Genomic DNA, 16,518 nt, shown 5'->3' on the forward strand with positions numbered 1-16,518 from the left:
CGTTCCGGTGAGGCAGGCATACGCCTGTTTCACTGACCCGTAGGAGCATCCCTGCGTACTACGGAGGTGAATAATGGCAGACACAATAGAGGAAGCAGTATCTCGCGCACTCGACGAGTCGCCGCCGCGGAACTTCCGCGAGACGGTTGATCTCGCCGTCAATCTGCGCGATCTCGATCTCAACGATCCGTCGAATCGTGTCGACGAGAGCATCGTGCTCCCGTCCGGCACCGGCCAGGAAACACACATCGTGGTGTTTGCGACCGGTGAAACCGCACTCCGTGCCGAGGACGTCGCCGACGACGTGCTGGGCCCGGACGAACTCGAAGAACTCGGTGACGACAGCGACGCCGCGAAAGATCTCGCCGACGACACCGACTTCTTCATCGCCGAGGCACCGATGATGCAAGACATCGGTCGCTACCTCGGGACCGTGCTGGGACCGCGCGGTAAGATGCCGACGCCGCTCCAGCCCGACGACGATGTCGTCGAAACGGTCCGCCGGATGAAAAACACCGTCCAGGTGCGGAGCCGTGACCGGCGAACGTTCCACACGCGCGTCGGCGCGGAGGACATGTCCGCCGACGACATCGCCGATAACATCGACGTCATCGTACGTCGCCTCGAAGCGGACCTCGAGAAAGGCCCGCTCAACATCGACTCGATGTACGTGAAGACGACGATGGGGCCCTCCGTGGAGGTGCCCGCATGAGCGAGGCTCAGGCGGCCCGCCGCACGGAGACCATCCCGGAGTGGAAACGCGAGGAAGTCGACGACCTCGTCGAGTTCATCGAGAGCTACGCGAGCGTCGGCGTCGTCGGCGTCGCCGGCATCCCGAGCCGCCAGCTGCAGAACATGCGCCGAGACCTGCACGGCAGCGCCGAAGTCCGCATGAGCCGCAACACGCTCGTGCGCCGCGCGCTCGAGGAGGTCGACGAGGGCGTCGAACAGCTCTCGGAGTTCGTCTCGGGCCAGGTGGCTCTCATCGGCACGAACGACAACCCGTTCGGGCTGTACAAGGAACTCGAAGCCTCGAAGACGCCCGCCCCCATCAACGCGGGCGAAGTCGCCCCCAACGACGTCGTCATCCCCGAGGGTGACACCGGCGTCGACCCCGGGCCGTTCGTGGGCGAACTCCAGCAGGTGGGCGCGTCCGCCCGCATCATGGAGGGCTCGATCAAGGTCACCGAGGACAGCACGGTGCTCGAAGCCGGCGAGGAAGTGAGCGAGGAGCTCTCGAACGTCCTCGGCGAACTCGGCATCGAGCCCAAGGAAGTCGGTCTCGACCTGCGCTCGGTCTACTCCGAGGGCGTGCTGTTCGAACCCGAGGAACTCGCCATCGACGTCGGCGAGTACCGCGCCGACGTCGAGTCGGCCGCGGCGGCCGCGCGGAATCTCTCGGTCAACGCCGTCTACCCGACGGCCCGGACCGTCTCGACGCTCGTCGCGAAGGCGTCCGGCGACGCGAAGGCCGTGGGCCTGTTCGCCGCCATCGAGGACGAGGAGTTCGTGCCCGAACTCGTGACGCGAGCGGACGCCCAAGTTCGCGCGCTCGCGGCGCAGATCGACGACGAAGAAGCCCTCCCCGAGGAGCTTCGCGGCGTGGAAGCGCCCGCAGCCCCCGCGGCGGAGGCAACGGACGAAACGGAAGACGAAGAACCTGCCGAGGCCGAAAGCGAAGTCGAAGCCGAAGACGAAGACGACGACGACGAAGGAGACGGTGCCGAAGGCCTCGGCGAAATGTTCGGCTAACAACGGAGACAACTCATGGAATACGTTTACGCAGCACTCATCCTGAACGAATCGGGCGAAGAGATCAACGAAGACAACGTCACCGAGGTGCTCGAAGCCGCGGGCGTCGACGTCGAGGAATCCCGCGTCAAGGCGCTCATCGCCGCGCTGGAGGACGTCGACATCGAGGAGGCCATCCAGACGGCCGCCGCCGCGCCCGCCGCGGGTGCCGCCGGTGCCGCCGGTGCCGCCGCCGGTGCCGAAGAGGAAGAAGCGGAAGCCGAAGAGGAAGAAGTCGAAGAGGAGGAAGCCGCCGAGGAAGAGGAAGGCGAAGAAGAGGAAGACGAGGCCAGCGGCGAGGGCCTCGGCGAACTCTTCGGCTGAGCGACGACCCGACCACTCTCGATTTTTCACCCGCCCGTAGCTTCGCGTAGCCTTATCTGCGATGACGCGGCCACCTCGTCTCGATGGCTCTCGACGCGGCGACGACGCTCGCGTTCGCTCTCGCCGGCGTCTCGCTCGGCGTCGTGAGCGGCCTCACGCCCGGCCTCCACGCAAACAACTTCGCGCTCATGCTGGCGTCGTTCGCGCCCGCGCTCCCGGGGTCGCCGCTCGCCGTCGGCGTGGCGATGCTCGCCGCCGGCGTCGTCCACACGTTCCTCGACGTGGTGCCGGCGCTGGCGCTGGGCGTCCCCGATGCCGCGATGGCCGCGAGCGCGCTCCCGGGCCACCGTCTCGTCCTCGCGGGCCGGGGACGGGAGGCGTTGTATCTCTCGGCGCTCGGGAGCGGCCTCGCCGTCCTGCTCGCGGTGCCGCTGGCCATCCCGCTCACGCGGGCGATGGAAGTCGCCTATCCGACCCTCCGGGCGTGGCTGCCGGCGTTGCTGGCGGGCGTCGTCGTCGCCCTCGCGGTGACCGAATCCTCGGTCCGTGCCGCCGTCGCCGGCCTCGCCGTCTTCGCGCTGGCGGCGGTGCTCGGGGCCGTTTCCCTCGACGTGTCGCCGTCGGCACCGCTGTCGGCCGGTGGGATTCTCGCGCCCCTGTTCGGCGGGCTGTTCGGTGCGCCCGTCCTCCTCGACGCCGTGGGCGGATCGGGCGTGCCCGCACAGGAGGACGCGGACGTGACACTCCGCCCCGCGTCGGTGGCGACGACGGCGGCGGCCGGTGCGGGCGCGGGCGCGCTCGTGGGCTACCTCCCCGGCGTCTCCGCGGCCATCGGCGCGGTGTTGTCGCTGCCGTTCGTCCCCGGCCGCACGGGGGCGCGGGGGTTTCTGGTGGCGACGAGCGGAGCGAATACGGCGAATACGGTTTTCGCACTGTTCGCGCTCGTCGCCCTCGGGATGCCTCGAACGGGCGTGATGGTCGCGCTCGACCGGGCGCGGGTCCCCCTGTCGCTTCCGACCCTCCTCACGGCCGTCGCGCTCGCGGCGAGCCTCGGCTTCGTGCTCGTCCTCACTATCGGCGACTACTACCTCCGAACCGTCGGCCGCGTCGACCCCGACGTGCTCTCGTACGCGACGCTCTGTGGGCTGGTGGTCGTCTCGTATCTGTTCGCCGGCGGCGTCGGCGTCCTCGTTTTCGGCGTCGCGACGTGTCTCGGCCTCGTCCCGCCCCGCGTCGGCACCCGCCGCGTCCACCTGATGGGGGTTTTGTATCCAGCAATACTGTTTCCGTAGAAGCCGAGGCGGACCGCAAATCTGCTATATCGAAACGATCAGTCCAGAGAGGAGAGTACGTCGATGCACGGTAGACGTTCTCTGCTACGATCAGACACCCTGTGCTGCATACGCGACCCCGATGTAGCAGGGCCTCGACGAATCAACGGTCATTTGTCCGAAATCGGGTGCCGAATAGAGCGGGTGTAGTCAGGACAACGGGTTCGTTTCCTTCAGATTCTCCCTGCTGAATCAGCTGTGCAGTGTGGATATCTCCCCGGCACTGAACAACCGAATATCGGGGTACCTCGCCATCACAGCCGGGCCGGCGTTCGGTCGCCTCATTCAAACCAGCACTACCCCTGCGGAACTGTCACAGTTTTTCTATCGAGCCCCGACCGCATACTGGTCGCCACAGGGCTTGCCGTCCTGGCCTACGTCTTAGTAGACACCGGAGAAGAGCCAACCAGGGGATGGCGGTATGTGAACACTCTGTACTTGCCTTCAACCCCATGCTCGGTCGGAGCGGCGACGGTGCTGAATATGCGCGGTGTGTGCAGCCTGGTTACTCTCGACCTGCGCGACTGCTGTCAGAAATTGCGTGAGCGATACGAAATTCCCGTTCAAGTCTATGCAGCCGAGTTCTACTGGGCTAGTGAATTCTGTCGGGCATAATTGATTAGTCCCATGATATTCTTTGGGTTGGTATGGTACCAAACCCTGAATGGCTTACACTTGATCCGGATGAGGAAGTCGTCTGGGCGGGGAAACCGCGAGTGCGCCGAATCATCTCGAACGTCGCAACGTCCGCGTTCTGGTCGATAGCGGCTTTCGTGGCTGCATTTGCTCTCACGAGCGTCCTGAGCGTCGATCTCCCACTCCCGAATCGGGCTGTGTGGGGAGTCGCCGTCCTGTGGACGTTGCTCCAGGCTATCGGGCCGGTACAGGCGTACTTACGGACGAAAAACACCGATTACCTCCTCACCGATAAGAACGTCTACAAGAAGACCGGTGTCTGGTCGGAGAACGTCACCCGCATCAGGTTAGAGAATATCCAGAACACGCAGTTGAAGAAGGATTTCACCGGGAAAATCTTCGATTACGGCACGATTCTCATTAGCACGGCTGGCGGGGGTGGGGTCGAGATGGCGATCGAGGATTTGGACAATCCCGACGAACTTCGCACCGAACTCCGAACGAAGATGACACAGGCCCGCGATCGGGAGCCGGACAGATCTGGGCAGCGTCGGAGTAGTGTCGACCCCGAGACGATCCAAACCCTCGTCGACGAAGCACAACAACTGCGCGAAGCCACAGAGACCATCGAACACCACCTAACAGACGTATGACCGACGAGACCACCCCACCCGACGTCGCCGCATCGACACAGACCGAATACGAGGTTCCCGAGTGGCTTTCGCTCGAAGACGACGAACAGATCCAGTGGATCGGCGAACCCGTCCCGATTAGCATCGTCGGGACGGCCGTCTGGGGTCTGATCCTCACCGTCGTTCTCATCGGCTTTCTCATCCTTCTCACGCTCCCTTTCTCTTGGTTCTCGATCAAGAACACCGACTACGTGGTAACCAACAAGTCTCTGTACGTCAAGAAAGGCGTCCTGAGTACGAACATCGAGAGCGTCGCTCTCGACAAGATCCAGAACACGGAGTACAGCCAGTCCTTCTGGGGGAAGCAGTTTGGCTTCGGGAGCATCGATATCAGTACGGCTGGCAGTTCCGGAGCCGAAATCAGCCTCCGAAACATCAAAAACGCTCGCGATGTCAGGGAAACGATAACCAGCCTGAGCAACGAGTACTCCACCACCGCCCGGCAGTCGAAAGCGACGGGCGACGAACAGGCGGGAGCAACCGCCCCCACGACCGAGGGAATGGACGAACTAATCGAAGAACTCCGCGCCACCCGGCAAGCCATGGAGCGCATAGAGCAACGACTACGCGACGAGTCGGAGTCCAAGGCCGAAAGCGTCTCTCCCGACGAGGACACACCGCGCTGACAATCTCGGCGTCGATAGGTTCGTAGTCGGTGCACGAATCGGGAGCGGCCGGCCGGTCGTTTCCGAACCGCCTGCCCCTCTCGTGGACCGTCGTTGCTGTCGCGATCGACGCGTGCGACGTATGCGCCCCGTATTCAGCACGACCATGCTATCTTATCGACACCCGAGGCTGTATGAGCAGAACATACCGGGAGGCGTTCACGAGGGCGATCTTACCGACGATTCAGTGGATACGAGCGCAGTAGAGTATTAGCCGTTCATACACCCTTGATGGGGTCCTCGTCGGCCCGTTGGCGGTAGGTGTGTAGATGCGCCGCCGACGCGTGAGACGCGAGGGGTAGCGCCGGGTCGAAAGACAACGATTAAAAGTCGTGACGGGGTGTTATCGGTATGAGCAACGCAGAACAGCGACAGGAGCGCCAGTGTATCTCCTGTGGCATCAACATCTCGGGCATGAGCGCGGCGTCGTTCAAATGCCCCGAATGCGGTCGGCAAGTGTACCGCTGTGCGAAATGCCGCAAGCAGAGCAACCTCTATGAGTGTCCCGACTGCGGGTTCCGGGGGCCCTAACGATGGGGAAAGTCGCCGCCAAAGTCAAGGTCATGCCCCAGAGCCCGGAGATCGACCTCGACGAACTCCAAGAACGGCTCGAGGACGCGCTCCCCGAGGGCGCGAAGATCAACGGCTTCGAGCGTGACGAAGTGGCGTTCGGGCTGGTCGCCCTCCTCCCGACGGTCATCGTCCCCGACGACGCCGGCGGGACGGAAGCCGTCGAAGAGTCGTTCCTCGGCGTCGACGGCGTCGAGAGCGTCTCCGTCGAGAACGTCGGCCGCATCTGATCGACGCCGGCGTTTCGCCGTCCGTGTGAGGTCGTCTCGTCCCCGCGACGGAACGCACCATTTATAATCGAAAGCGAACTACTGGCCCGTACGACCATGCCGAGTTCAAACGGGCCGCTGAAGGGGACGCGAGGGAAGCTCTCGAACAAACCGCGCGATCGCGGTACATCTCCGCCCCAGCGGGCGATTCAGGAGTACGACGAAGGCCAGAAGGTACATCTCAAGCTCGATCCGAGCGTTCCCGACGGGCGGTTCCATCCCCGCTTCAACGGGCTGACCGGCGAAGTCACCGGGAAACAGGGCCGCGCCTTCAAGGTCGAGATCACCGACGGATCGAAGACCAAGACCGTCATCACGCGGCCGGCGCACCTGAGCGCCCAGCAGTGAGATGACGATCTTCAAAGAGAAAGTCGACGAGGAGTTTCTCACCACGTCGGAGGTCAAGGACCTCCTCGAGGAAGTGGAAGCCGAACGCGCGGCGGACGAGGAGCGCGAGATGCGCTACGAACTCGCCCGCGCCATCGACCACGTCAACACGTTCGCCTTCCTCGACGCGGCCGAGTCGCGCGAACTCGTGGAGGACCTGCTGGAACTGGAGAAGGTAGACGAGCCGACGGCGTTCAAGATCGCCGACCTGCTCCCCCAAGACCGGAACGAACTCCGGACCGTCTTCGCCAAACAGCGGTACGCCCTCGACGGCGACGAACTCGACGAGATACTCAACGTCGTCGCAAAATACGCGTAGTCGGGCGATTTTTAAGTAGCTGGTTACCGTAGGGTAACGATATGGCTCCCGCCGAGAGCGACGAATCCGGGGACGATACCGACCGGACGTACGCCGTCATCCTCGACTATCTCCCGCACGGCCAACCGGACGACGAACGGCCCCAGTACCAGAAATCGCCGCTCGCGTACGCTCTCGGCGAGGTGGAGTTCCGGCTTCTCGAGCTGACGATGGCCGACGACGCGGACGTGACCATCGGCGACCGGGTCGTCATCGAGCCCGAGTCCGAACGCGACGCCGTCGAGCGGCTGCGCGACGTCGAGTACGAGGACATCTCCAACGGCGCTCGGTCGGAGCTGGATTACGTCGTCGAGGACATCGTCGACGAACAGGCGGACCGCTTCGTGGAGTTTTACAACGAGGCCCAGCCGATCACGCTCCGCCTCCACCAGTTGAACCTCCTCCCCGGCATCGGGAAGAAACTCCGGAACAACATCCTCGACGAGCGAAAGCGGAAACCGTTCGCGGACTTCGAGGACCTCGAAGAGCGCGTGTCGGGGCTCCACAAGCCAAAGGAGATACTCGTCGACCGCATCATGGAGGAACTCCGGGACGAGGACCTGAAATACCGGACGTTCGTGGGGCGCGAGGCCGACGTTTAAGCGGGAGGTTTACACCCGTCGGCCTGCTACCGACGGTAATGACCGAGTCGGACCCAGCCACTCGCTCGCGGGACCGACGCGACCCCGACCGCCTCATCCGCCGGGCGGGCGTCCGCGGCGACCCCGACCGCGACCAGCATTTCCTCGTCGACGACCGGGTCCTCGACCGGGTCCCGACGTATCTCCCCGACGACGCCGACGCGAGCCACGTCCTCGAAATCGGCGGTGGGACCGGGGCGCTCACGGACCGCCTGCTCCGGGTCGCCGACCGCGTGACCGTCGTCGAACGCGACCGGGCGCTGGCGGCGTTCCTCCGGGAGGAGTTCGCCGCCGACGTCGACGCCGGGCGACTCGACGTCCTCGAAGGCGACGCCCTCGAACTGACGCTTCCCGACTTCTCGGCTTGCGTCTCGAATCTCCCGTACGGCGTCTCCAGCGAGATCGCGTTCCGGCTGTTACCGCTGAAGCGCCCCGCGGTGTTGATGTTCCAGCGCGAGTTCGCCGAGCGGATGTCGGCCGAGCCCGGGACGAGCGAGTACGGTCGGCTGTCCGTGGGCGCTCAACACTACGCCGACGTGGAGGTGGTCGAAATCGTCCCCCGGAGGCGTTCTCGCCGCCGCCGGCCGTCGAGAGCGCCGTCGTCCGGACGACGCCCCGCGATCCGGACTACGTCGTCGACGACGAGGAGTTTTTCCTCAGGTTCGTGAAAGCCGTCTTCACCCAGCGCCGCAAGACCGTCAGAAACGGCATCCGCAACACGGCACACATCTCGGGACTGGCGGACCCGGACGCCGTCGTCGACGCCGCCGACGAGGAGTACCTCCGGCGGCGTGCGGGCGACCTCGCCCCCGACGAATTCGCCGAACTCGCGCGCCTCGCTGCCGTCCACGGGCGGGGTGAGGGTGATGGCTGACGTCCTCCAGGCGATCCCGTCCCCGCCGCAGTCGGTCGCGATCCGCACGGCGCTCACGCTCGCGTTCGTCGCCGTCGTCGTCGCCGTCAGATATCTCGCCGGCCGGTGGCAGTCGAGCACCGACGCGGGCGGCCGGTCGGCGCTTCGGGTGTCGGTGTCGGCGGGCGTGTCGCTCGTGACCGGGGCGGGCGTCGTCGCCCTCGTCTACCTCTGGAACCTCGTCGGGCCGCTCCGGGCCTCGCTCGCGAGCCTCGGCCTGGAGAACCTCGCCGGAAAACTCCTGCTCTCGGGTGTCATCCTCGCGGGGACGTACGCCCTGACGAGTTTCATCGGCCGAGTCATCGGCGAGGTGACGGGGTCGCGCAACGCCATCAGCGAACACGAACGCGAGATCCTCTATCGGCTGACGCAGGTGTCGCTCTACACCGTCGCCGTCCTCGTCATCGTCGGCCTGTTCACGAAGGACCTCGGCAGCCTCCTCGTCGGGGCGGGCTTTCTCGGCATCATCATCGGCATGGCCGCGCGACAGACCCTCGGCGCGGTGCTGGCGGGGTTCGTCCTGATGTTCTCGCGGCCGTTCGAAATCGGCGACTGGGTGGAAGTCGGCGACCAGGAGGGTATCGTCACCGAAATCACCATCGTCAACACGCGCATCCAGACGTTCGACGGCGAGTACGTGATCCTCCCCAACGACACCGTCTCCGGGCACGCCATCACCAACCGGACGCGGAAGGGGCGACTCCGCATCGAGGTCGAGGTGGGCGTCGACTACGACGACGACCCCCGTCGGGCCGCCGACATCGCGCTCGACACCGTCGAGGACGTCGACGGCATCATGCCCGTCCCCGCGCCGCAGGTGGTGATGAAGCGGTTCGCCGACTCGGCCGTCGTCCTCGGCGTCCGGTTCTGGATCGACAACCCCAGCGCCCGCCGGCAGTGGCGCGCCCGGACACGGGCCATCGAAGCGGTGAAAGCGGCCTTCGAGTCCGAGGGCATCAAGATCCCGTTCCCGCAGCGAGAACTGATGGCCCGGCCGGAGGAGGGCGGCTTCTCGGTAGCGGGGCGACGCGAGACGACGGCCACCGCCGACGGCGGCAGCGACGGCGGAGGCGACGGCGAGTGACGGACCTCGCCGACCGTCGGGGTCGAGACGGCCGTCTACCAGCCGGCCGAGGACTCCCGACTCCTCGCGGACGCCGCCGTCGAGCACGCCCGCGGCCTGACGCTCGAAGTCGGCACGGGGTCGGGGTGGGTCGCCGAACAGGTCGCCACGGAGACGGACGCCCGCGTCGTCGCGAGCGACGTCAATCCCCACGCCTGCCGGGAGGCGCGAGACCGGGGTCTCGACGTCGTCCGGACGGACCTCGTCGCTCCCTTCCGCGACGACGCCTTCGACACCGTCTGTTTCAATCCGCCGTACCTCCCGACCGACCCCGAGAACGAGTGGGGCGACTGGATGGAGCGCGCCCTCTCGGGCGGCGAGAGCGGCCGGGCCGTCCTCGATCCGTTTCTCGACTCCGTCGGGCGCGTCCTCGCACCCGACGGGCGCGTCCTCGTCCTCGTCAGTAGCCTCACCGGCTTCGACGAGGTAGTCGAACGCGCCGAAAGCGAAGGGTTCGCCGTCGAGGAGGTGCGCCAGGAGTCGTACCCCTTCGAGACGCTCTCGATCCTCCTCCTCGAATAACCACTGAACATATTTCCCTTTAGCAAATATTAAGCGACGTCATTACGAACGTCGTACCGATGACCGAACTGGTCGCCACGACACCCGGACTGTATCCTCTACCCGACTGGGCGAAAGACGAGCTATCCGACCTGAAGGGCCACCAGAAAGGTGACCTCATCAGCGGCGACGAGGACGAATCCGTCGTCGGCGTCTACGACCGCGCCCGACGCGAAGTCGTCCAGACGCAGGAAGACGCCGGCCTCGACCGAGTCGTCGAGGGCAACTCCGCTGGGACGACATGCTGGCCCACCCGCTGACCGTCCACGAGAACGTCGAGACGGGCGGCATCGTCCGCTACTACGACAACAACAACTTCTATCGCGACCCGCAGGTACGGGACGAGCTCACCTTCTCCGGCGACGTCGGGCGGGAGCTGGAGGCCCTCGCCGACGTCGCCGACGAGGGCCTGCAGGCGGTCCTCCCCGGTCCGTACTCCCTCGCGGACCTCGCGACCGACGAGTTCTACGGCGACGACGCCGACTTCCTCTCCGCGGTCGCGGACTTCCTCGCGGTCGAGATCGAGGCGTTCCCCGACCACGAGACGCTCTTCCTGCTCGAACCCTCGCTCGTCGAAAACCCGCCCGGCGAAGGCGCGGACGTACGCGCGAGCGAGGCCATCGACCGCGTCGCGGCCGCGACCGACGCCGACGTCGTCGTCCAGACGTACTGGGGCGCGCTGGAGGAGAAGGTCTACGCGCACCTGATGGACGCCGACGTCGACGCCATCGGCTTCGACTTCGTGACCGAACAGGACCGATCGCTGTACAACATCACCGAGTACGGCACGAAAGACGACGTCGCCCTCGGCCTCGTCGACGGCCAGAACACGCTGGTCGAGAGCCCGGAGACCATCGCCGAACGCGTCGAATGGATACAGGGCCAAATCCCCTCACAGACGTTCGATCGGACGTACGTCACCTCGAACACCGAACTGTTCTACCTGCCGGTCAACAAGTACGAGGCGAAACTGGAGTCGCTCGGCGACGCCGCGGCGACGGAGGTGAACGCATGAGCACCCGCGAGCAGTTCCGTCCCGAGGACCACGAGAACGACCACTTCCTCCTGACCTCGGTGGTCGGCAGCTACCCGAAGCCGAAGTGGCTCAACCGCGTCTCGGATCTGGCCGAAGACGAGGAGTCGAAGTTCACCGAGGAGCACCTGAAGGAGGCCCACGACGACGCCTGTCGCGTCATCGTCGACGAACACGAACGCGCCGGCCTCGACACCGTCTGCGACGGCGAGATGCGCCGCAACGAGATGGTCGAGTACTTCGCCCATCGCATCGAGGGCTACGAGTTCAACGGCCCCGTCAAAGTGTGGGGACACAACTACTTCGACAAACCCTCCGTCGTCGAGGAAGTGAGCTACGAGGAGCCGTGGCTGGTCGACGAGTTCGAGTTCACCACCAGCGCCGCCGCCAAGCCGGTGAAAGTCCCCATCACGGGCCCGTACACGCTCGCGCGCTGGTCGTTCAACGAGGCCTACGACTCCGACGAGGAACTCTCCTACGCCCTCGCGGACCTCGTGAACGAGGAGATAGAGAAACTCGTCGACGCGGGCGCACGCTACATCCAAATCGACGAACCCGCGCTGGCGACGACGCCCGACGACCACGCCATCGTCGGCGAGTGTCTCGAACGGATCGTCGCCGACATCGACGACGACGTGCGCATCGGCCTGCACGTCTGTTACGGCGACTACTCCCGGATCTACCCCGAACTGCTCGACTACCCCATCGACGAGTTCGACGTCGAACTCTGCAACGGCGGCTACGAACAGGTCGACGTCTTCACCGACCCCGAATTCACGATGGACCTCGCGCTCGGCGTCGTCGACGTCCACACCGCCGACGTGGAGTCCGTCGAGGAGATCAAAGGGAACATCGAGGAGGGTCTCAAGATCGTCCCGCCGGAGCGACTCACCGTCTCCCCCGACTGCGGCGTGAAGCTCCTGCCTCGCGAAGTCGCCTACCAGAAGTTGGCGAACATGGTACAGGCGACGCGCGAAATCGAGGCCGAACTCGACTCGGGCGAACTCGACGCCGAGGCGCTCCGTTCGGACGCGGCCTGAGAGACGCCGTTTCGACGCCCGACCGAACCCCCTTCTGCGTGCGGGGCTTACGAGCGAGCCATGGGCACCGAAGCCATCCACCCCGACGTCGAGGAGACGTGTGCGGCCATCGAATCCATGGAGATCCGCGGCGCGGCGACGATCGCCGACGCCACCGCCCGCGCCCTCCGAACGCAGGCCGTCGAGGGTGACGCCGACGCGCCCGACGCGTTCCGGGAGGCGATGTACGAAGCGGCCCGGCGTCTCGAAGCGACGCGACCGACGGCCGTGAGTCTCCCGAACGCCCTCCGGTCCGTCCTCTCGGAGATGGGCGGAGAGACGGTCGCGGAACTCCGCGAGAGCGTCGTCGCCGGCGTCGAGTCGTTCCGTGCCGACCTCGAAACCGCACGGGACGACCTCGGGACCGTCGGCGCGAACCGCCTGTCGGACGGCGACGCCGTCATGACCCACTGCCACTCGACGGCCGTGATGGCGTGCATCGAGACGGCCGTCGACCAGGGGAAAGAGCTCTCGGCCGTCGTCAAGGAGACCCGACCGCTGAAACAGGGCCACATCACGGCGAAGGCGCTCTCGGATCTCGGAGTGTCCGTGACGCTCGTCGTCGACGGGGCCGCTCGGCAGTATCTCAACGACGTCGACCACGTCCTCGTCGGCGCGGACAGCGTCGCCGCCGACGGGAGCGTCGTCAACAAGATCGGAACGAGCGGCCTCGCGGTCAACGCCCGCGACCGCGACACGCCGGTCGTCGTCGCCGCGGGGACCATCAAACTCCATCCCGGGACGCTGACGGGCGAGACGGTTCCCATCGAGCACCGCGACGAGTCGGAGGTGATCGACGCGGAGACGCGGGCCGAACTCGGCGACGTCGACGTGGCGAATCCGGCGTTCGACGTGACGCCGCCGCGCTACGTCGACGCCGTCGTCACCGAGCGCGGACAGTTCCCGCCCCAGGGCGTCGTCGGCCTGATGCGCGAACTGTTCGGCGAGGGCGTCGAACCGGTCTGGAAAGCGTAATCACTTCCACGGATTCGACACGAGATCGGCCTGCACGCTCGCGCCGACCTCGATTCGGCAGTCCGAACGGGGTTCGGCGACACAGAGCAGGACGTAGCCGGCGTCGAGGTGGCGGTCTTTCAGCGCGCGCGGGGTTCGGCGTGGGCGAGACGGCCGTCGAGGAGGCGGCCGGTACAGGTCCCACACGCGCCGTAGCGACAGCCGAAGGGGAGGAGACGCCGTCGCGTTCGGCGGCGACGAGAATCGTTTCGTCGGCAGCGACGCGGAGGGAGCTCCCCGCCGTCGCGACGGCGGAGCGTCACCTCGTGGACGGACATCTACTGCCAGACGTCGCTGGTGCAGTCGCCGCCGGGCCAGCGGATCTCGTGGGCGCGGGCGGGGCCGCCGGGTGCCTCGCCGAAGTCGACGACGAACTCCTCGTCGAGTTCCATCCGGCCCTCCTCCGGGTAGACGTCCGCTTTCAGCATCAGCGACCCTTCCTCGCCGAGTTCGGGGTAGAACTGGTCGTCCCACGAGGAGAACAGCGAGGTGGTCCAGTAGAGCCGTCGCCCATCGCGGCTGAGCTGGAGCATCTGGGGCGCGCCGCGGACGTCCTTTCCCCGACCGTCTGCCGGTCGCCGAAGTTGCCGCCGGCCCACACCCGGTCGACCAACCGTGGATTCGCGCTGTCGCTCACGTCGTACATCCGGACGTCGCCGTGGAGCCAGTTGGAAAAGAAGAGATACTGGTCGTCGAGCGACAGAAGGAGGTCGGTGATGAGCGGCGGCACCGGCATCTCCCAGTCGGGGTGGTCGCGGGCCTCCTCGTCGATGACGACGTCCCAGTCCCAGACGCCGTCGGCGTCTTCGTAGAACCGAATTACGTTCGAGGTGAGCGCCGCCCCGACGTATCCCTGGGTCTCCTCGGGGTTGTGGCTCATCCTGACTTCGAGGGGAATCCGCCCCGCCTCGCCGAATTCGAGCGTCTGGACGTGTTCGCGGCTCTCCCAGTCCCAGATGTGGATGCTGTCGCCGTATTTCCCCGACTCCACGTCCGCCAGGTCGAAGCCGGGGTAGTACGTCTCGGGGCGGCCCACTCGCTGGAGACCATCACGCCGTGACGCGGCTGATACCAGTAGTCGTAGTTCATCTCCATCTCGCCCCGGTCGGCCTCCCAGCGGCCGTCGATGGAGAAATCCGTCTGGTCGAGCTGGAGGAAGCCGCCGGGGAGTTCGCCGTCGGCGTTGCCCAGCATACTGATGATGACCTTCCTCGGGCACGCAGTGGACGGTGTGGGGCGCAGACAGATCGTATTCGAACACCGCCTCGGGTTCGATGACTTTCTCGATAGTCGGGTCGCGCGGGTCCTCGGCGTCGAGGACGTGAATGCGCGAGGAGCGCTGACCGGGGACGACGAGGTGGTCCCGGGCGAGGCCCTCGGCGTGACAGGACGACGAGCAGGCGTTCCAGCCGAAGTGGTGGAGTTCGTCGCCGCGGTTCGGCATCTCGACGGTGTCGACGAGTTCACTGTACGTCGGCGAGTCGGGGTCGACGTCGACGACGCCGACGAAGTCCGGCCCGTCGACGTCCATCCCGACCCGAGGGGCCATCACGAACGCCGTCTTCTCGCGGGTCGATTCGGTCCGCATCTCGGCCGGCGTCGCGTATCCCGGTCCCTCGTGGTGGTCGTGGTGATGCTCGTGAGCATCCGCCGAGGATTCGGTATCGCTCATGGCGAGTACTGTTGGTGAGCATCCATAATGAAAGATAGTGATGTGTCTCTGATACGACGGACGGGGCGGTAGCGACGCGAACGACAGAGAAATCCTCGAGAGCTACCGCGCGTAAAAGTGGCGGCGTCGGTCGCTTATTCGTAGAGCCAGCCTTCGTCGACGCGTTCGTAATCGAGCAGTTCGTCCTCGTCGAAAAAGAGGTCGATCTCTCGCTCGTTCGCGCCGGGGTCCTCGTGGTCGGAGCCGTGAATGACGTTCCGGCCGAGGTCGAGTCCGTAGTCGCCGCGGATGGTTCCGGGGTCGGAGTCGGCGGGATCGGTCTCACCCATCATGCGGCGGACCTGCCGCGTGGCGTCCTGTCCCTCCCAGACCATCGCCATGACGGGGCCCGAGGTGATGAACTCGACGAGCCCCTCGAAGAAGGGCTTGCCCTCGTGTTCGCCGTAATGTTCGTGGGCGAGTTCGTCGGAGATCTGCATGAACTTCGCGCCGACGAGTTTCAGCCCGCGGTCCTCGAATCGGGAGACGATGTCTCCGACGAGGCCGCGCTGGACGCCGTCGGGTTTGACCATCACGAAGGTGCGTTCGTGGTCGCTCATTCCTCGGCCTCGCCGCCCTGTCGCTGGCCCTCTCGTGTCCACTCCAGGTCGCGCGGTTCGCGGCCGAGGAAGTAGTTCTTCTCGGCCTTCGAATCTTTGAAGTGGAGGATGGTTCCGTCGGTACGGACGAACATCGTCCCCGTACCGGGTTCGATTTCGTCGCCGCTGAAGTCACAGGTGCGTTTCTCGACCATTATTGCCCTCCGATGGAGTCGGCGTCGCGCTGGGTCTCGCGCAGCTGGAGGATGTCGCCCTCGCGGACGGGCCCCAGCACGTTTCGAGTGATGATTCGACCCTGATTCGATCCTTCTCGGATTCGACATTTGACCTGCATGGCCTCGCCATGCATCCCGGTCTTGCCAACGATCTCGATGACCTCGGCGGACGTCGAGTCGCTGGCTCCTTCTTCGGCACTCATGGTCGCTTACTGCAGGTCCTCGACCTTGGTGGCGATGTCCTCGACCTGGTCGTCCGCGTCGCCGGCGTCGACGATGGCGGCGGCGGCGCTGCCGACTTCGAGGCCGGCGGCGTGGCCGAGGTCGTCCTGGGTCTGGATGAAGACGTAGGGGATGCCTTTCTCGTCGGCGAGTTCCGGCAGATGCATCACGATCTCCTCCGGGCTCACGTCCTCGGCGATGAGGACGAGTTCCGCGTTGCCTCGCTCGACGGCCTTGGTCGTCTCGTTGGTTCCTTTCTTGACTGTGCCCGTGTCTCGCGCGATTTCGAGCGCTTCGAGCGCGCTCTCCGCGAGATCCGCTGGTACATCGTAGTTGACGTAAACTGACATGGTGTTTCCTCTCCTCTCCGTGGGCTCGCGCCCCCCACCAGATGGCCGGTCCCTGATGGCGGGGAGCATCATC

The 16,518-nt window shown here is 65.6% G+C and carries 18 protein-coding genes and 5 pseudogenes; 17 read left to right on the forward strand and 6 right to left on the reverse strand.

Going from position 1 to position 16,518, the window contains the following annotated elements; all coding sequences use genetic code 11:
* The first annotated feature begins 73 nt into the window (after positions 1-73).
* From ACFQJD_RS11485 to ACFQJD_RS11565, 17 genes and pseudogenes are all read left to right on the forward strand, one after another.
* Positions 74-712, forward strand: a complete 639-nt coding sequence (locus tag ACFQJD_RS11485; protein ID WP_379798346.1) for a 50S ribosomal protein L1 — start codon at positions 74-76, stop codon at positions 710-712.
* Positions 709-1,752, forward strand: a complete 1,044-nt coding sequence (locus ACFQJD_RS11490) for a 50S ribosomal protein L10 (RefSeq protein WP_379798347.1) — start codon at positions 709-711, stop codon at positions 1,750-1,752. Before ACFQJD_RS11485 ends, ACFQJD_RS11490 begins: the two co-directional genes overlap by 4 nt.
* Before the next feature lie 15 nt (positions 1,753-1,767).
* Positions 1,768-2,115, forward strand: a complete 348-nt coding sequence (gene rpl12p, locus ACFQJD_RS11495) for a 50S ribosomal protein P1 (protein ID WP_379798349.1) — start codon at positions 1,768-1,770, stop codon at positions 2,113-2,115.
* A gap of 83 nt (positions 2,116-2,198) precedes the next feature.
* Positions 2,199-3,407, forward strand: a complete 1,209-nt coding sequence (locus ACFQJD_RS11500) for a tripartite tricarboxylate transporter permease (protein WP_379798351.1) — start codon at positions 2,199-2,201, stop codon at positions 3,405-3,407.
* Between the two features lie 686 nt (positions 3,408-4,093).
* Positions 4,094-4,735, forward strand: a complete 642-nt coding sequence (locus tag ACFQJD_RS11505; RefSeq protein WP_379798353.1) for a PH domain-containing protein — start codon at positions 4,094-4,096, stop codon at positions 4,733-4,735.
* Entirely contained in the window at positions 4,732-5,400 is a 669-nt protein-coding gene (locus ACFQJD_RS11510) for a PH domain-containing protein (RefSeq protein WP_379798355.1), read from the forward strand. Before ACFQJD_RS11505 ends, ACFQJD_RS11510 begins: the two co-directional genes overlap by 4 nt.
* Before the next feature lie 390 nt (positions 5,401-5,790).
* Positions 5,791-5,970, forward strand: coding sequence for an HVO_2753 family zinc finger protein (locus tag ACFQJD_RS11515; protein ID WP_379798357.1), 180 nt, complete (start codon positions 5,791-5,793; stop codon positions 5,968-5,970).
* 2 nt (positions 5,971-5,972) lie between these two features.
* The gene (locus ACFQJD_RS11520; protein WP_379798359.1) at positions 5,973-6,239 is read left to right on the forward strand and encodes an elongation factor 1-beta; all 267 of its coding nucleotides are present in this window, start codon (positions 5,973-5,975) and stop codon (positions 6,237-6,239) included.
* 96 nt (positions 6,240-6,335) lie between these two features.
* Positions 6,336-6,626 (forward strand): 50S ribosomal protein L21e, encoded by a 291-nt coding sequence (locus ACFQJD_RS11525; protein ID WP_379798362.1) that lies wholly within the window; start codon positions 6,336-6,338, stop codon positions 6,624-6,626.
* A 1-nt stretch (position 6,627) separates the two neighbouring features.
* Positions 6,628-6,984, forward strand: coding sequence for an RNA polymerase Rpb4 family protein (locus tag ACFQJD_RS11530; RefSeq protein WP_379798364.1), 357 nt, complete (start codon positions 6,628-6,630; stop codon positions 6,982-6,984).
* Between the two features lie 41 nt (positions 6,985-7,025).
* On the forward strand, positions 7,026-7,625 hold the full coding sequence (locus ACFQJD_RS11535; protein ID WP_379798366.1) for a DUF655 domain-containing protein: 600 nt from the start codon (positions 7,026-7,028) through the stop codon (positions 7,623-7,625).
* Between the two features lie 38 nt (positions 7,626-7,663).
* Positions 7,664-8,538 (forward strand): annotated as a pseudogene (locus ACFQJD_RS11540) (16S ribosomal RNA methyltransferase A).
* Positions 8,531-9,661, forward strand: a complete 1,131-nt coding sequence (locus tag ACFQJD_RS11545; RefSeq protein WP_379798369.1) for a mechanosensitive ion channel family protein — start codon at positions 8,531-8,533, stop codon at positions 9,659-9,661. The pseudogene ACFQJD_RS11540 and the gene ACFQJD_RS11545 overlap by 8 nt, the downstream one beginning before the upstream one ends.
* Before the next feature lie 21 nt (positions 9,662-9,682).
* A pseudogene (locus tag ACFQJD_RS11550) lies at positions 9,683-10,222 on the forward strand (HemK2/MTQ2 family protein methyltransferase); the annotation flags it as partial.
* A gap of 59 nt (positions 10,223-10,281) precedes the next feature.
* Positions 10,282-11,276 (forward strand): annotated as a pseudogene (locus ACFQJD_RS11555) (5-methyltetrahydropteroyltriglutamate--homocysteine methyltransferase).
* Entirely contained in the window at positions 11,273-12,334 is a 1,062-nt protein-coding gene (locus ACFQJD_RS11560; RefSeq protein WP_379798371.1) for a methionine synthase, read from the forward strand. The pseudogene ACFQJD_RS11555 and the gene ACFQJD_RS11560 overlap by 4 nt, the downstream one beginning before the upstream one ends.
* A 60-nt stretch (positions 12,335-12,394) precedes the next feature.
* Positions 12,395-13,348: a ribose 1,5-bisphosphate isomerase gene (locus tag ACFQJD_RS11565; RefSeq protein ID WP_379798373.1), complete on the forward strand. Its 954-nt coding sequence runs from the start codon at positions 12,395-12,397 to the stop codon at positions 13,346-13,348.
* Here ACFQJD_RS11565 and ACFQJD_RS11570 read toward each other — a convergent pair.
* The 6 genes and pseudogenes from ACFQJD_RS11570 to rpl7ae all read right to left on the reverse strand — a co-directional run bounded on the left by ACFQJD_RS11570 (position 13,349) and on the right by rpl7ae (position 16,445).
* Positions 13,349-13,665, reverse strand: a pseudogene (locus tag ACFQJD_RS11570) (2Fe-2S iron-sulfur cluster-binding protein). It lies immediately after the preceding gene.
* Positions 13,666-15,059 (reverse strand): annotated as a pseudogene (locus ACFQJD_RS11575) (selenium-binding protein SBP56-related protein).
* Between the two features lie 134 nt (positions 15,060-15,193).
* Positions 15,194-15,658, reverse strand: a complete 465-nt coding sequence (ndk, locus tag ACFQJD_RS11580) for a nucleoside-diphosphate kinase (RefSeq protein ID WP_379798375.1) — start codon at positions 15,656-15,658, stop codon at positions 15,194-15,196.
* A complete protein-coding gene (locus tag ACFQJD_RS11585; protein WP_379798377.1) occupies positions 15,655-15,852 on the reverse strand; it encodes a 50S ribosomal protein L24e in 198 nt (65 codons plus the stop codon). The genes ndk and ACFQJD_RS11585 overlap by 4 nt, the downstream gene beginning before the upstream one ends.
* Positions 15,852-16,076: a 30S ribosomal protein S28e gene (locus ACFQJD_RS11590; protein ID WP_379798379.1), complete on the reverse strand. Its 225-nt coding sequence runs from the start codon at positions 16,074-16,076 to the stop codon at positions 15,852-15,854. Before ACFQJD_RS11590 ends, ACFQJD_RS11585 begins: the two co-directional genes overlap by 1 nt.
* A 6-nt stretch (positions 16,077-16,082) precedes the next feature.
* Positions 16,083-16,445 carry a 50S ribosomal protein L7Ae gene (rpl7ae, locus tag ACFQJD_RS11595; protein WP_379798381.1) on the reverse strand — a complete coding sequence of 121 codons (363 nt, stop codon included), beginning with the start codon at positions 16,443-16,445 and terminating at the stop codon, positions 16,083-16,085.
* Between the last annotated feature and the right edge of the window lie 73 nt (positions 16,446-16,518).

Source organism: Haloplanus sp. GCM10025708 (assembly GCF_042663985.1).
GTDB classification, from domain to species: domain Archaea; phylum Halobacteriota; class Halobacteria; order Halobacteriales; family Haloferacaceae; genus Salinirarus; species Salinirarus marinus.

Bases quoted from the DNA above. Each gene is read 5' to 3' on its own strand.
- ACFQJD_RS11490 (WP_379798347.1), top strand. From the start codon at position 709: ATGAGCGAGGCTCAGGCGGCCCGCCGCACGGAGACCATCCCGGAGTGG.
- rpl7ae (WP_379798381.1), bottom strand. From the start codon at position 16,445: ATGTCAGTTTACGTCAACTACGATGTACCAGCGGATCTCGCGGAGAGC.
- ndk (WP_379798375.1), bottom strand. From the start codon at position 15,658: ATGAGCGACCACGAACGCACCTTCGTGATGGTCAAACCCGACGGCGTC.
- ACFQJD_RS11590 (WP_379798379.1), bottom strand. From the start codon at position 16,076: ATGAGTGCCGAAGAAGGAGCCAGCGACTCGACGTCCGCCGAGGTCATC.
- ACFQJD_RS11525 (WP_379798362.1), top strand. From the start codon at position 6,336: ATGCCGAGTTCAAACGGGCCGCTGAAGGGGACGCGAGGGAAGCTCTCG.
- ACFQJD_RS11515 (WP_379798357.1), top strand. From the start codon at position 5,791: ATGAGCAACGCAGAACAGCGACAGGAGCGCCAGTGTATCTCCTGTGGC.
- ACFQJD_RS11510 (WP_379798355.1), top strand. From the start codon at position 4,732: ATGACCGACGAGACCACCCCACCCGACGTCGCCGCATCGACACAGACC.
- ACFQJD_RS11585 (WP_379798377.1), bottom strand. From the start codon at position 15,852: ATGGTCGAGAAACGCACCTGTGACTTCAGCGGCGACGAAATCGAACCC.
- ACFQJD_RS11485 (WP_379798346.1), top strand. From the start codon at position 74: ATGGCAGACACAATAGAGGAAGCAGTATCTCGCGCACTCGACGAGTCG.
- ACFQJD_RS11505 (WP_379798353.1), top strand. From the start codon at position 4,094: ATGGTACCAAACCCTGAATGGCTTACACTTGATCCGGATGAGGAAGTC.
- ACFQJD_RS11545 (WP_379798369.1), top strand. From the start codon at position 8,531: ATGGCTGACGTCCTCCAGGCGATCCCGTCCCCGCCGCAGTCGGTCGCG.
- ACFQJD_RS11500 (WP_379798351.1), top strand. From the start codon at position 2,199: ATGGCTCTCGACGCGGCGACGACGCTCGCGTTCGCTCTCGCCGGCGTC.
- ACFQJD_RS11520 (WP_379798359.1), top strand. From the start codon at position 5,973: ATGGGGAAAGTCGCCGCCAAAGTCAAGGTCATGCCCCAGAGCCCGGAG.
- ACFQJD_RS11565 (WP_379798373.1), top strand. From the start codon at position 12,395: ATGGGCACCGAAGCCATCCACCCCGACGTCGAGGAGACGTGTGCGGCC.
- ACFQJD_RS11560 (WP_379798371.1), top strand. From the start codon at position 11,273: ATGAGCACCCGCGAGCAGTTCCGTCCCGAGGACCACGAGAACGACCAC.
- ACFQJD_RS11530 (WP_379798364.1), top strand. From the start codon at position 6,628: ATGACGATCTTCAAAGAGAAAGTCGACGAGGAGTTTCTCACCACGTCG.
- ACFQJD_RS11535 (WP_379798366.1), top strand. From the start codon at position 7,026: ATGGCTCCCGCCGAGAGCGACGAATCCGGGGACGATACCGACCGGACG.
- rpl12p (WP_379798349.1), top strand. From the start codon at position 1,768: ATGGAATACGTTTACGCAGCACTCATCCTGAACGAATCGGGCGAAGAG.